The 13,047-nt window shown below is 32.1% G+C and carries 16 protein-coding genes; 14 read left to right on the top strand and 2 right to left on the bottom strand.

Features of this window, described 5'->3' with window-relative positions:
* Window position 1 precedes the first annotated feature (1 nt).
* The 14 genes from rpmD to FP421_RS13340 all read left to right on the top strand — a co-directional run bounded on the left by rpmD (window position 2) and on the right by FP421_RS13340 (window position 10,632).
* A complete protein-coding gene (gene rpmD / locus FP421_RS13405; RefSeq protein WP_159951452.1) occupies window positions 2-184 on the top strand; it encodes a 50S ribosomal protein L30 in 183 nt (60 codons plus the stop codon).
* 10 nt (window positions 185-194) lie between these two features.
* The gene (gene rplO / locus FP421_RS13400; RefSeq protein WP_159951450.1) at window positions 195-647 is read left to right on the top strand and encodes a 50S ribosomal protein L15; all 453 of its coding nucleotides are present in this window, start codon (window positions 195-197) and stop codon (window positions 645-647) included.
* A 13-nt stretch (window positions 648-660) separates the two neighbouring features.
* The gene (secY, locus tag FP421_RS13395) at window positions 661-1,983 is read left to right on the top strand and encodes a preprotein translocase subunit SecY (RefSeq protein ID WP_159951740.1); all 1,323 of its coding nucleotides are present in this window, start codon (window positions 661-663) and stop codon (window positions 1,981-1,983) included.
* A gap of 1 nt (window position 1,984) precedes the next feature.
* Window positions 1,985-2,200 carry a translation initiation factor IF-1 gene (infA, locus tag FP421_RS13390; protein ID WP_068206835.1) on the top strand — a complete coding sequence of 72 codons (216 nt, stop codon included), beginning with the start codon at window positions 1,985-1,987 and terminating at the stop codon, window positions 2,198-2,200.
* Between the two features lie 12 nt (window positions 2,201-2,212).
* Complete coding sequence (ykgO, locus tag FP421_RS13385; protein WP_004568720.1) at window positions 2,213-2,329, top strand: type B 50S ribosomal protein L36; 117 nt, start codon at window positions 2,213-2,215, stop codon at window positions 2,327-2,329.
* The gene (gene rpsM, locus FP421_RS13380; RefSeq protein WP_159951448.1) at window positions 2,329-2,694 is read left to right on the top strand and encodes a 30S ribosomal protein S13; all 366 of its coding nucleotides are present in this window, start codon (window positions 2,329-2,331) and stop codon (window positions 2,692-2,694) included. The genes ykgO and rpsM overlap by 1 nt, the downstream gene beginning before the upstream one ends.
* 84 nt (window positions 2,695-2,778) lie before the next feature.
* Entirely contained in the window at window positions 2,779-3,162 is a 384-nt protein-coding gene (gene rpsK / locus FP421_RS13375; RefSeq protein WP_159951446.1) for a 30S ribosomal protein S11, read from the top strand.
* An 82-nt stretch (window positions 3,163-3,244) separates the two neighbouring features.
* On the top strand, window positions 3,245-3,850 hold the full coding sequence (gene rpsD, locus FP421_RS13370; protein WP_159951444.1) for a 30S ribosomal protein S4: 606 nt from the start codon (window positions 3,245-3,247) through the stop codon (window positions 3,848-3,850).
* A 96-nt stretch (window positions 3,851-3,946) separates the two neighbouring features.
* On the top strand, window positions 3,947-4,939 hold the full coding sequence (locus FP421_RS13365) for a DNA-directed RNA polymerase subunit alpha (protein WP_159951442.1): 993 nt from the start codon (window positions 3,947-3,949) through the stop codon (window positions 4,937-4,939).
* Between the two features lie 62 nt (window positions 4,940-5,001).
* Window positions 5,002-5,487, top strand: coding sequence for a 50S ribosomal protein L17 (rplQ, locus tag FP421_RS13360; protein WP_159951440.1), 486 nt, complete (start codon window positions 5,002-5,004; stop codon window positions 5,485-5,487).
* A 173-nt stretch (window positions 5,488-5,660) separates the two neighbouring features.
* Complete coding sequence (gene carA / locus FP421_RS13355) at window positions 5,661-6,779, top strand: glutamine-hydrolyzing carbamoyl-phosphate synthase small subunit (RefSeq protein WP_159951438.1); 1,119 nt, start codon at window positions 5,661-5,663, stop codon at window positions 6,777-6,779.
* A gap of 123 nt (window positions 6,780-6,902) precedes the next feature.
* Window positions 6,903-8,189, top strand: coding sequence for a phosphopyruvate hydratase (gene eno / locus FP421_RS13350; RefSeq protein WP_159951436.1), 1,287 nt, complete (start codon window positions 6,903-6,905; stop codon window positions 8,187-8,189).
* Window positions 8,190-8,367: 178 nt separating this feature from the next.
* A complete protein-coding gene (locus FP421_RS13345; RefSeq protein ID WP_159951434.1) occupies window positions 8,368-9,654 on the top strand; it encodes a citrate synthase in 1,287 nt (428 codons plus the stop codon).
* A 63-nt stretch (window positions 9,655-9,717) separates the two neighbouring features.
* Window positions 9,718-10,632 carry a dimethylarginine dimethylaminohydrolase family protein gene (locus tag FP421_RS13340; protein ID WP_159951738.1) on the top strand — a complete coding sequence of 305 codons (915 nt, stop codon included), beginning with the start codon at window positions 9,718-9,720 and terminating at the stop codon, window positions 10,630-10,632.
* Between the two features lie 25 nt (window positions 10,633-10,657).
* On the opposite strand, the gene scpA is transcribed toward FP421_RS13340, so the two are convergent.
* Window positions 10,658-12,721 carry a methylmalonyl-CoA mutase gene (scpA, locus tag FP421_RS13335; RefSeq protein WP_159951432.1) on the bottom strand — a complete coding sequence of 688 codons (2,064 nt, stop codon included), beginning with the start codon at window positions 12,719-12,721 and terminating at the stop codon, window positions 10,658-10,660.
* Window positions 12,714-13,046, bottom strand: a complete 333-nt coding sequence (locus FP421_RS13330; protein WP_159951430.1) for a hypothetical protein — start codon at window positions 13,044-13,046, stop codon at window positions 12,714-12,716. The genes scpA and FP421_RS13330 overlap by 8 nt, the downstream gene beginning before the upstream one ends.
* Window position 13,047 lies beyond the last annotated feature (1 nt).

The raw sequence follows: 13,047 nt of genomic DNA, 5'->3' as shown, positions 1-13,047 counted from the left end.
GATGGCAAAAATTAAAGTTACACAAGTAAAAAGTCAAATCGGGCGTTTAAAGAATCAAAAAAGAACTTTAGAAGCATTAGGTTTACGTAGATTAAACCAATCTGTTGAGCATGAGGCAACTCCATCAATAGTTGGTATGGTAGATAAAGTTTCACATTTAGTTTCTGTAGAGGAATTAAAATAAGATATTTAAAATGAGTAGTTTACATAACTTAACACCAGCAGAAGGATCTGTAAAAAAAGGGAAAAGAATCGCACGTGGTGAAGGTTCTGGTCACGGAGGAACTTCTACAAGAGGTCACAAAGGTGCGAAATCTCGTTCAGGTTATTCTCGTAAAATTGGTTTTGAAGGTGGGCAAATGCCACTTCAAAGACGTGTACCAAAGTTTGGTTTCACAAATATCAATAGAAAAGAGTATCAAGGAATCAACTTAGATAAATTACAATCTTTAGTTGATAGTGGAAAGGTAATAGATACAGTAGATTTAGATATTTTGGTTGCTAACAGATTAGCTAGCAAAAACGACCTAGTAAAAATATTAGGTGGTGGAGAATTAAAAGCTAAATTAAATATAACTGTACATAAATTTACAGCATCAGCTAAAGCTGCTATTGAAGCGGCTGGAGGAGAAGCTGTTACTTTATAAGATTTCGTAAATGATGAATTTAATTAATAGATTAAAAGAAATTTTCAGTATTGAAGAGTTGAAAAACAAGATTCTTCTTACTATTGGTTTAATTGCAGTATATCGTTTTATGGCTGCTATTCCTTTACCTGGGGTAGATCCATTACAATTAGCTGCTTTAAAACAAAGTACTGATGGAGGTCTTTTAGGATTATTAAACGCATTTACAGGAGGGGCATTTGCCAGAGCGTCAGTAATGGCACTTGGTATTATGCCTTATATTTCTGCTTCTATTGTAGTTCAATTAATGGGAATAGCTGTTCCTTATTTACAGAAACTACAAAAAGATGGAGAAAGTGGACGTAAAAAGATTACGCAAATTACAAGATGGTTAACCATTGGTATTACCTTGGTTCAAGCACCAACGTATATTACTGCTATTAAAACTCAGTTTGGTTTACCGCCTGAAGCATTTTTAGTAAGTGGAGCTACATTTTGGGTTTCATCAATCATTATCTTAACTGCAGGAACAATTTTTGCAATGTGGTTAGGAGAGCGTATTACAGATAAAGGAGTTGGTAATGGTATTTCATTATTAATTACTGTTGGAATTATCGCTAATTTTCCAGCTGCATTTTTACAAGAATTTGTTGCAAAAACAACAAATGCTGGTGCTGGTGGAATTATGATGGTGTTAATTGAAATCATAGTTTGGTTTGTAGTAATTTTATTAACTGTGTTATTGGTTACTGCTGTAAGAAAAATTGCAGTTCAGTACGCAAGAAGAACAGTTGTAGGAAACATTCAAAATGTTGCAGGTTCAAGAGATTATATTCCTTTGAAACTAAATGCAGCAGGTGTAATGCCAATTATCTTTGCGCAAGCAATTATGTTTGTACCTATAGCTTTGGCGCAAAAGTTTCCAGCAATAGCAAGTTTACAAGATATTAATGGTTTATGGTATAATGTGATTTTTGCATTATTGATTATCATTTTTAGTTATTTCTATACAGCAATTACTATTCCTACGAATAAAATGGCTGAAGATTTAAAAAGAAGTGGTGGTTTTATACCAGGTATCAGACCAGGAAAAGATACAGCAGATAGATTAGATTCTGTGTTATCTAGAATTACGTTCCCAGGATCGTTATTCTTAGCAGCACTATCTATCTTACCAGCAATTGTAGTTCAGTTTGGAGTACAACAAGGTTGGGCTATGTTCTATGGTGGTACATCATTAATCATTATGGTAGGAGTTGCAATAGATACTTTGCAACAGATTAATTCGTATTTATTAAATCGTCATTATGATGGATTAATGAAAACGGGAAATAGCAATAGAAAATCGAATAAATAATATGGCTAAGCAACCAGCAATTCAACAAGACGGAACCATTACAGAAGCATTATCAAATGCAATGTTTCGAGTGGAATTAGAAAATGGACATATTGTAACGGCTCACATTTCAGGAAAAATGCGTATGCATTATATTAAATTATTACCAGGAGATAAGGTAAAATTAGAAATGAGTCCATACGATTTAACAAAGGCAAGAATTACTTACAGATACTAAAAACATAAACAGATGAAAGTTAGAGCATCAGTTAAAAAAAGAAGTGCCGACTGCAAAATAGTACGCAGAAAAGGTAGATTATACGTAATTAACAAACAAAATCCTAGATTTAAACAAAGACAAGGGTAATGGCAAGAATAGCAGGTATTGATATTCCAAAGAATAAAAGAGGAGTTATTGCTTTAACTTACATCTTTGGTATAGGAAACAGTAGAGCTAAAGAAGTTTTAGCAAAAGCAAAAGTAGACGAAAGTGTTAAAGTTCAAGATTGGACTGATGACCAAATCGCTGCAATTAGAGAACAAGTTGGATCTTTCACAATAGAAGGTGAGTTACGTTCAGAAGTTCAGTTAAACATTAAACGTTTAATGGACATTGGTTGTCAGAGAGGAATTCGTCATAGAATGGGTCTTCCTTTAAGAGGTCAAAGAACCAAGAACAATTCTCGTACAAGAAAAGGTAAGAGAAAAACTGTAGCTAACAAGAAAAAATAAAGTTAGAGATTAACCTAGTTATGGTTTAGTGTGCCGTATTTTACAATACAACTTACTAAACAGAATAACTAAACATTAAAAATTATGGCAAAAGCAAGTTCAAAAAAACGTAAAGTAATTGTTGATGCAATTGGAGAAGCACACATTAATGCATCTTTTAACAACATCATCATTTCTTTAACAAACAAAAAAGGTGACGTAGTTTCATGGTCATCTGCAGGTAAAATGGGTTTTAGAGGTTCTAAAAAGAATACTCCTTATGCAGCTCAATTAGCAGCAGAAGATTGTGCAGGTGTTGCAAAAGAAGCTGGTTTACGTAAAGTAAAAGTTTATGTAAAAGGTCCAGGTAATGGTAGAGAATCTGCAATTAGATCTTTACACAATGCTGGTATAGAAGTAACTGAGATTATTGATGTTACACCAATTCCACACAATGGTTGTCGTCCACCAAAAAGAAGAAGAGTATAATTAAATATTTTAACCAATTAGGAAACATGATTATCGAAGGATTAAGCCTTAATTCATAATCCCTAATTATAACAAAAAAGAAATGGCAAGATATACAGGACCAAAAACTAAAATTGCTCGTAAATTTGGCGAAGCAATTTTTGGCGAAGACAAAAACTTCGAAAAAAGAAATTATCCTCCAGGACAGCATGGAAATGCAAGAAGAAGAGGAAAGAAATCTGAATATGCTACTCAGTTAGCTGAAAAGCAAAAAGCAAAATATACTTATGGTATTTTAGAGCGTCAATTCAGTAATTTATTCAAAAAAGCATCAGCTTCTCAAGGAATTACAGGTGAAATCTTATTACAATTATGTGAATCTCGTTTAGATGACGTTGTGTACAGAATGGGTATTTCTAAATCAAGAAGTGGAGCTCGTCAATTAGTTGGTCATAGACACATTACAGTTAATGGAGAAATCGTTAACATACCTTCTTACAGATTAAAAGAAGGAGATGTAGTTGCTGTAAGAGAAAAATCTAAATCTTTAGTAGCTATTGAAGATGCATTGGCTTCTAACAACAATGTATTTGAATGGTTAACTTGGAATAATGATACTAAAACTGGAACTTTTGTAAAAGTACCAGAAAGATTACAAATTCCAGAGAACATCAAAGAGCAATTAATAGTAGAATTATATTCTAAATAATAAATTAATCATATTGGTATTTGGCCAAAGGGTTTATTAGTACTTCTTCAAACTTATAAACCGCGCAACCAAATAACAATTAAAACGAAGAACAAAATGGCAATTTTAAATTTTCAGAAACCTGATAAAGTAATAATGATTGAATCTACAGATTTTTCTGGTAGATTTGAGTTTAGACCTTTAGAACCAGGTTTTGGTTTAACAGTAGGTAATGCTTTAAGAAGAGTATTATTATCATCTTTAGAAGGTTTTGCAATTACATCATTAAGAATTGATGGTGTGGAGCATGAGTTTTCTACAGTTTCAGGAATCGTAGAAGACGTTACAGAAATTATTTTAAACTTAAAACAAGTTCGTTTTAAGAAACAAATAGATGAAACTGATAGAGAAACTGTTTCTATTTCTGTGACAGATCAAGAGCAGTTTACTGCTGGTGATTTACAGAAATTTATATCTGGTTTCCAAGTATTAAATCCTGACTTAGTGATTTGTAATATGGAGAAATCTGTAAAATTAAATGCAGAAATTACCATTGAAAAAGGTAGAGGATTTGTACCTGCAGAAGAAAATAAAAAAGCTTCAGCACCTATAGGAACAATCTTTACAGATTCTATCTACACACCAATTAAGAATGTAAAATACGCAATCGAAAATTTTCGTGTAGAACAAAAAACAGATTATGAAAAATTAGTTTTCGATATCGATACTGATGGTTCAATTAATCCAAAAGATGCATTAACTGAAGCTGCAAAAATATTAATCCACCACTTTATGTTATTCTCTGATGAGCGTATCACTTTAGAGGCTGATGAAATTGCACAAACAGAAACATATGATGAAGAATCATTACATATGCGTCAATTATTAAAAACGAGATTAATCGATATGGATTTATCTGTTAGAGCTTTAAATTGTTTAAAAGCTGCAGAAGTAGATACATTAGGAGATTTAGTATCGTTTAACAAGAGTGATTTAATGAAGTTCAGAAACTTTGGTAAAAAATCATTAACTGAATTAGAAGAGTTAGTGATTGTTAAAGGCTTAAGCTTCGGAATGGACTTAACAAAATATAAATTAGATAGAGATTAATCTTTCATAGTTTGCTCCTCAAAAAGGGTTGAGCAAGATGAAAGCCTAAAACAAACGTCAAAATGAGACACGGAAAAAAACACAATCATTTAGGAAGAAAAACAGCGCATAGAAAAGCGATGTTAGCTAATATGGCTTGTTCTTTAATAGAGCACAAGCGTATTAACACAACTGTGGCAAAAGCTAAAGCCTTAAGAACTTTTGTAGAGCCATTAATTACTAAATCTAAAGCAGATACAACTCATAACAGACGTATTGTATTCTCTTATTTACGTGATAAATATGCTGTAACAGAACTTTTTAGAGAAATATCTGTAAAAGTAGCAGACAGACCAGGAGGTTATGTTCGTATCATCAAATTAGGAAACCGTCAAGGAGATAACGCTCCTATGGCGATGGTAGAATTAGTTGATTATAACGAAATTTACAATCCAAAAGGTAAAAAAGCTAAGAAATCTACACGTAGAAGTAGAAGAGGAGGCTCTTCTAAAGCAGAAGCTACTTCACAAGTAGAAGAAACAGCAACTGAAGAAAAATCAGAAGAATAAAAAATGAAAATTTTTTAAATTATATCAAAGGGATAAGCGTTTACGTTTATCCCTTTTTTTATGCTAAACTTGTTTTAGCATCTTAATAATTTTGTTAAAAAACCAAAACCAAATTATAAATAACAGTACATATAATTTGTAAATTTGTAAAGTAAGAAACACAACAACGATCAATGAAATATCAAACAAGAAAAAAAGCTTTAGTTTTATTAGCAGACGGAACAATTTTTTACGGAAAATCTGTTGGAATAGAAGGAACATCTACAGGAGAAATCTGTTTTAATACTGGTATGACTGGTTATCAAGAAATATTTACTGATCCTTCGTATTATGGTCAGTTAATGGTAGCTACAAATGCTCATATCGGTAATTACGGAGTAAATGATAATGAAGTAGAATCTGATGGAATTAAAATATCAGGATTAATTTGTAGAAACTTTAGTTTTACACATTCAAGGGTAGATTCTCATGGAAATTTAAAAGATTGGTTTGCAAAACACAATTTAGTAGCCATTTCTGATGTAGATACTAGAGCTCTAGTTGCTTATATAAGAGACAATGGTGCAATGAATGCAATCATTTCTACAGATATTGATAATATTGATGCACTAAAAAAACAATTGGCAGAAGTACCTAGTATGGAAGGTTTAGAGTTGGCTTCTAAAGTATCTACTACAGAACCTTATTTTGTAGGTGATGAAAACGCTGATATTAAAATTTCTGCTCTAGATATTGGAATCAAAAAGAATATTTTAAGAAACTTAGCAAAAAGAGGAGCTTATATAAAAGTGTTTCCTTATAATTCTTCTTTCGAAGATTTAGCAGCGTTTAATCCTGATGGGTATTTTATTTCAAATGGACCTGGAGATCCAGAGCCTTTAGAAGAAGCTCAAGCAGTTGCTAAAGAAATTGTAAGCAGAAATTTACCTTTATTTGGTATTTGTTTAGGACATCAAGTAATTGCACTTTCTCAAGGAATTTCTACTTACAAAATGCATAATGGACATAGAGGAATCAATCACCCTGTAAAGAATTTATTAACAGGTAAAGGAGAAATTACTTCTCAAAATCACGGTTTTGCGATTCATAGAGAAGAAACAGAAGCAAATGAAAATGTAGAAATTACACACGTTCATTTAAATGATCATACAGTAGCAGGAATTCGTTTAAAAGATAAGAATGTATTTTCGGTACAATATCACCCAGAAGCTAGCCCAGGCCCACATGATTCAGAATATTTGTTTGATCAATTTATTGCAAATATCAAGGCTTCAAAATCTGTAACAAGCTAATAATAACAAAGGTTTTAGTAGAAAACGTTTTCGTAAGTAACTGCTTTTAAAGTTCAGAAAATGTAGCTTATTTCGTAAATTAGCCAAAGTAAAATAGATATTAAAAACTAAATAAATATAAAAATGAGTATTATTCTTAGCGTTCACGCACGTCAAATTTTTGATTCAAGAGGAAATCCTACTGTAGAAGTAGATGTAGTTACTGAAAGTGGTATTTTAGGTAGAGCAGCAGTTCCTTCTGGAGCTTCTACAGGAGAACACGAAGCAGTAGAATTACGTGATGGTGGTAAAGACTACATGGGTAAAGGAGTTTTAAAAGCTGTTAGTAATGTAAATGAAATCATTGCTGAAGAACTTATTGGTGTTTCTGTTTTTGAACAAAATGCTATTGATAAATTAATGATTGATTTAGATGGAACTCCAAATAAATCTAAATTAGGGGCAAATGCTATTTTAGGTGTTTCTTTGGCAGTTGCAAAAGCAGCAGCTAATGAGCTAGGTATGCCATTATATAGATATGTTGGTGGTGTTTCTGCAAATACACTTCCTGTACCAATGATGAACATCATTAATGGTGGTTCTCACTCAGACGCCCCAATTGCATTTCAAGAATTTATGATTATGCCAGTTAAGGCCAATAGTTTTTCTGAAGCTATGAAAATGGGTTCTGAAATCTTTCATAATTTAAAGAAAGTTTTACACGATAGAGATTTATCAACAGCTGTTGGAGATGAAGGTGGTTTTGCGCCAACTTTAGACGGAACAGAAGATGCTATTGAAACAATTGCCTTAGCAGTTAAAAATGCAGGATATTCTTTTGGTGATGAAATTAAAATTGCTTTAGATTGTGCTTCTGCAGAGTTTTTTGTTGATGGAAAATACGATTACACAAAATTTGAAGGAGATAAAGGTGTAATTAGAACTTCTAATGAACAAGCTGAATATTTAGCTGAATTAGCTAACAAATATCCAATAATCTCTATTGAAGATGGAATGGATGAAAATGATTGGGAAGGAACAAAATACCTTACAGAATTAATTGGTGATAAAGTACAATTAGTAGGTGATGATTTATTTGTAACTAATGTAGAGCGTTTATCTAGAGGTATTAAAGAAGGTATCGCAAATTCAATCTTAATTAAAGTAAATCAAATAGGTTCTTTAACAGAAACAATCGCAGCAGTAAATATGGCTAAAAATGCTGGGTATACTTCTGTAATGTCACATAGGTCTGGTGAAACAGAAGATAATACTATTGCAGATTTGGCAGTAGCATTAAACTGTGGACAAATAAAAACTGGTTCTGCATCACGTTCTGATAGAATGGCAAAATATAATCAGTTGTTAAGAATTGAAGAAGAATTAGGAGAAGTTGCTTATTTTCCAAAAGAAAAAGCATTCAAGATATAATAACAAAAAAAGTTATTTTTTAAAGGCTTCATAAGAAATTATGAAGTCTTTTTCATTTATACAAAATATAAGTTAATATTATTTTAAAATATCTAAAATCTATACCTAAGCTCTTTTTAAATTCCTTTAAAAATGGTATCTTCGCGATACTAAACAACACAAAAAAATACATCAATAAATGTCAGATATCGCTAAGTTAGAGGTTGGAGGTAAATCCTACGAATTTCCACTTGTAAAAGGAACAGAAAATGAAGTCGCAATCGATATAAAAACCCTAAGAGGAGCTACGAATGGGGTAATTACAATTGATCCAGGTTACAAAAATACAGGTTCTTGTGAAAGTGCAATTACGTTCTTAGATGGTGAAAAAGGAATTTTAAGATATCGAGGGTATTCTATAGAGGAATTAGCAGATAAAGCTGATTTTCTTGAGGTTTCGTATGCATTAATTTTTGGAAACTTACCAACTAAAGAAGAGTTAGAAAAATTTCATGCAGATATTAGAGAACATTCTTTAGTAGACGATGATGTTAGAAAAATTTTAGAAGCATTTCCTAAAAATGCTCATCCAATGGGAGTTTTATCCTCATTAACAAGTGCATTAACTGCTTTTAATTCAGTCTCTGTAAACATTGAGTCTAGGCAAGATATGTATAATGCCATTGTTAGAATAATGGGTAAGTTTCCTGTTTTGGTGGGTTGGACAATGCGTAAGAAAAAAGGAATGCACTTAAACTATGGTAAAAAATCTTTAGGTTATGTTGAAAATATCATGTATTTGATGTTTAAACAGCCAAATGAAGATTTTGAAATGAATCCTATAATAAAAAATGCATTAGACAAACTATTAATTTTACATGCAGATCATGAACAAAACTGTTCTACATCTACAGTAAGAATTGTAGGTTCTTCTCATGCAGGTTTATTTGCTTCATTATCAGCTGGAATATCGGCACTTTGGGGACCTTTACATGGAGGTGCAAATCAAGCAGTTTTAGAAATGCTTGAAGCTATTAAGGCAGATGGTGGTGATACCAAAAAATATATGGCTAAAGCTAAAGATAAGAATGATCCTTTTAGATTAATGGGCTTTGGACATAGAGTATATAAAAACTTTGATCCACGTGCTAAAATCATAAAGAAAGCTGCAGATGAAGTTTTAAACGATTTAGGAGTTGAAGACCCTATTTTAGATATTGCAAGAAGTTTAGAACAAGAAGCATTAAATGACCCTTATTTTGTAGAAAGAAAACTATATCCAAATGTAGATTTCTATTCAGGTATTATATACAGAGCTATGGGCATACCTGTAGAGATGTTTACGGTTATGTTTGCTTTAGGTCGTTTACCAGGATGGATTGCTCAATGGAAAGAAATGAGATTACGTAAAGAACCTATTGGTCGTCCACGTCAAATTTATACTGGCGAAAATTTTAGACCATTTGTTGATATAGACAAAAGATAAATTTTAATATTTTACAAGAAGAAAGCTTCATATTTTATGAAGCTTTTTTTATCAAAAATATATATGATAAACTTAAACATACAAAACGAAACTTCACGTTTACGAGCAGTAATTTTAGGAATTGCAAATAGTAATGGAGCAACTCCTAAAGTAGAAGATTGTTATGACCCTAAAAGTAAAGAACATGTTTTAGCAGGAACCTATCCTAGAGAAGAAGATATGATTCAAGAAATGGAAGCGGTAGCTAAAGTTTTTAAAAAGTATGATGTTAAAGTATATAGACCAGATATTATTAAAGATTATAACCAAATTTTTACTAGAGATATTGCTTTTGTAATAGAGGACAAATTTATTGAAGCTAATATTCTTCCTGATAGGGAAAGGGAATATAAAGCGATTAATAATGTTATTTCACAAATTCATCCTGATAAAGTTATTGTTTTGCCAAAAGAATGCCATGTAGAAGGAGGAGATGTTATGCCTTGGAATGATTATATTTTTGTTGGGACTTACTCAGGGAGCGATTACCCTGATTATATAACAGCGCGAACCAATTTAGACGCAGTTATAGCTTTACAAGAATTATTTCCAGATAAAACAGTAAAATCTTTTGAGTTAAGAAAATCTAATACAGATGCTAAAGAAAATGCCTTGCATTTAGATTGTTGTTTTCAACCTATAGGAAAAGACAAAGCGATTTTGCATAAAAATGGATTTTTAATAGAAAGTGAATACAATTGGTTGCTTGATTTTTTTGGAAAAGAAAATGTATTTGAAATCACTAAAGAGGAAATGTATAACATGAATAGTAATGTGTTTTCTATAGCTGAGGATATAATTATATCAGAAAAAAACTTTACACGTTTAAATACTTGGTTAAGAAAAAACGGATTTACAGTAGAAGAAGTTGCATATTCAGAAATTGCAAAACAAGAAGGCTTATTAAGATGCTCAACTTTACCTTTGATTAGAGACTAATCTGAAATAAAAGTTACCAAAAAGACTACTCTACAACACTATCAATTAAAACTTTTAATAAGTCAATTGCTGCTTGCGCAATTTTTGTACCTGGTCCAAAAACACCTACAGCACCAGCGTCAAATAAAAATTGGTAATCTTGTGCAGGTATTACACCTCCAACTATAACCATGATGTCTTCACGTTCGTATTTTTTTAGTTCAGCAATTACTTTAGGAACTAATGTTTTATGACCAGCAGCCAAAGAAGAAATCCCTAAAATATGTACGTCATTTTCAACGGCTTGTTTAGCAGCTTCTAGAGGTGTTTGAAATAAAGGGCCAATATCTACATCAAAACCTAAATCAGCATAACCAGTAGCAACAACTTTTGCGCCTCTATCATGACCATCTTGTCCTAATTTGGCAATCATAATTCGAGGTCTTCTTCCTTCTAATTCAGCAAACTTATTAGCTAAATCTCTTGCTTCTTTAAAAAGTTTATCATCTTTTATTTCTTTACTATACACTCCAGAGATTGTTTTTGTTACGGCTTTGTGTCTACTAAAAATAGTTTCTAAAGCATTAGAAATTTCACCTAAAGTGGCTCTATTTCTAGCAGCTTTAATTGCTAAATCTAATAAGTTATGTTTCCCAGATTTAGCAGCATTGGTTAAAAGTACTAAAGATTTCTCAACATCCTTAGTATTTCTATTCGCTTTTAATTGTTCTAAACGTTCAATTTGAGATTGACGAACAGCTTCATTATCTACCTCTAAAATATGTAAAGGGTCTTCTTGTTTGAGTTTGTATTTATTAACACCAACAATTACATCTTGTCCGCTATCAATTTTAGCTTGTTTTTTTGCAGCTGCTTCTTCAATTCTTAATTTTGGAATTCCTTTTTCGATAGCCTTAGTCATTCCACCTAAGCTTTCTACTTCTTGAATTAATTCCCAAGCTTTATTGGCAATATCTTCTGTTAGTTTTTCAACGTGATAGCTACCTGCCCAGGGATCTACAGTTTTGGTAATATTGGTTTCTTCTTGTAAATAGATTTGGGTATTTCTGGCAATTCTTGCAGAAAAATCTGTGGGCAATGCAATAGCCTCATCCAATGCGTTTGTGTGTAAACTTTGTGTGCCTCCAAAGGCAGCAGCCATCGCTTCTATAGTAGTTCTAGCAACATTGTTAAAAGGATCTTGAGCTGTTAAACTCCAACCACTTGTTTGACAATGTGTTCGCAAAGCTAGGGATTTAGGGTTTTTGGGATTAAATTGTTTTACGATTTTTGCCCACAACATTCTTGCTGCACGCATTTTTGCAATCTCTCTAAAATGATCCATACCAATTGCCCAAAAGAATGATAGTCTTGGAGCAAAAGCATCAATATCCATTCCTGTTTCTAATCCTTTTTTTAGGTATTCTAATCCGTCTGCTAAGGTATATGCCAATTCAATTTCAGCAGTAGCACCTGCTTCTTGCATATGATAGCCAGAAATGGAAATCGAGTTAAATCTAGGCATGTTTTTACTGGTGTATTTAAAAATATCAGCAATAATTTTCATAGAAGGAGTAGGAGGGTAGATGTATGTATTTCGAACCATAAACTCCTTGAGAATATCATTTTGAATTGTGCCAGATAATAGTTCAGGAGATACACCTTGTTCTTCTGCAGCTACGATATAAAATGCCAAAATTGGTAATACTGCACCATTCATGGTCATAGAAACCGACATTTTATCCAAAGGAATTTGATTAAATAAAACCTTCATGTCTTCAACGGAATCTATAGCTACGCCAGCCTTACCAACATCACCTTGCACGCGTTCATGGTCAGAATCATAACCTCTATGAGTGGCCAAATCAAATGCAACAGATAATCCTTTTTGACCAGACTCTAAATTTTTTCTGTAAAAAGCATTACTTTCTTCAGCGGTGGAAAATCCTGCATATTGCCTTATAGTCCATGGCCTACGAACATACATCGTTGAGTAAGGACCTCTTAAATTTGGTGAAATACCAGCAACAAAACCTTCATGTTGAAATGATTTTTCAATACTTTTTTTAGTTTTTTTAATTTTTATATGTTGTACGTCTTTTCTACTCATCTTTAGTTTCTGTTTCCAATTTCATTAGTTTATAGAGTTTGGATCCTATAGATTTTGATTCTCTTTGTAGTTGCTTAACTTTTAGGTAGCTCCTTATCAAAATAAAAAGAGAAAATACGGATAAGATGACAACAATTATGATAATAAGATTAACATTTTTTCCAAAATAATTATAAAAGGTATTCTCTAAAAAATATAAGCTAACAAAGGCAAACAACAAAAAACCTATGATATAAGTTGGCAACTTTCTTTTAATCTCTTTAACTTGAGTTTTAAGAGTATTTTGTTTTTTCTGATGTTCTAAAATTTCTTTGTTTTTACTCATA

This window comes from Polaribacter septentrionalilitoris (genome assembly GCF_009832745.1).
GTDB lineage: Bacteria > Bacteroidota > Bacteroidia > Flavobacteriales > Flavobacteriaceae > Polaribacter > Polaribacter septentrionalilitoris.
The sequence above is the reverse complement of the archived record's forward strand: the minus strand, read 5'-3'. Positions and strand labels throughout refer to the sequence as shown.

Bases quoted from the DNA above. Each gene is read 5' to 3' on its own strand.
- eno (WP_159951436.1), top strand. From the start codon at position 6,903: ATGAGTATTATTCTTAGCGTTCACGCACGTCAAATTTTTGATTCAAGA.
- FP421_RS13330 (WP_159951430.1), bottom strand. From the start codon at position 13,046: ATGAGTAAAAACAAAGAAATTTTAGAACATCAGAAAAAACAAAATACT.
- scpA (WP_159951432.1), bottom strand. From the start codon at position 12,721: ATGAGTAGAAAAGACGTACAACATATAAAAATTAAAAAAACTAAAAAA.
- rpsK (WP_159951446.1), top strand. From the start codon at position 2,779: ATGGCAAAAGCAAGTTCAAAAAAACGTAAAGTAATTGTTGATGCAATT.
- rplO (WP_159951450.1), top strand. From the start codon at position 195: ATGAGTAGTTTACATAACTTAACACCAGCAGAAGGATCTGTAAAAAAA.
- rplQ (WP_159951440.1), top strand. From the start codon at position 5,002: ATGAGACACGGAAAAAAACACAATCATTTAGGAAGAAAAACAGCGCAT.
- ykgO (WP_004568720.1), top strand. From the start codon at position 2,213: ATGAAAGTTAGAGCATCAGTTAAAAAAAGAAGTGCCGACTGCAAAATA.
- rpsD (WP_159951444.1), top strand. From the start codon at position 3,245: ATGGCAAGATATACAGGACCAAAAACTAAAATTGCTCGTAAATTTGGC.
- FP421_RS13365 (WP_159951442.1), top strand. From the start codon at position 3,947: ATGGCAATTTTAAATTTTCAGAAACCTGATAAAGTAATAATGATTGAA.
- rpmD (WP_159951452.1), top strand. From the start codon at position 2: ATGGCAAAAATTAAAGTTACACAAGTAAAAAGTCAAATCGGGCGTTTA.
- FP421_RS13340 (WP_159951738.1), top strand. From the start codon at position 9,718: ATGATAAACTTAAACATACAAAACGAAACTTCACGTTTACGAGCAGTA.
- FP421_RS13345 (WP_159951434.1), top strand. From the start codon at position 8,368: ATGTCAGATATCGCTAAGTTAGAGGTTGGAGGTAAATCCTACGAATTT.
- secY (WP_159951740.1), top strand. From the start codon at position 661: ATGAATTTAATTAATAGATTAAAAGAAATTTTCAGTATTGAAGAGTTG.
- carA (WP_159951438.1), top strand. From the start codon at position 5,661: ATGAAATATCAAACAAGAAAAAAAGCTTTAGTTTTATTAGCAGACGGA.
- infA (WP_068206835.1), top strand. From the start codon at position 1,985: ATGGCTAAGCAACCAGCAATTCAACAAGACGGAACCATTACAGAAGCA.
- rpsM (WP_159951448.1), top strand. From the start codon at position 2,329: ATGGCAAGAATAGCAGGTATTGATATTCCAAAGAATAAAAGAGGAGTT.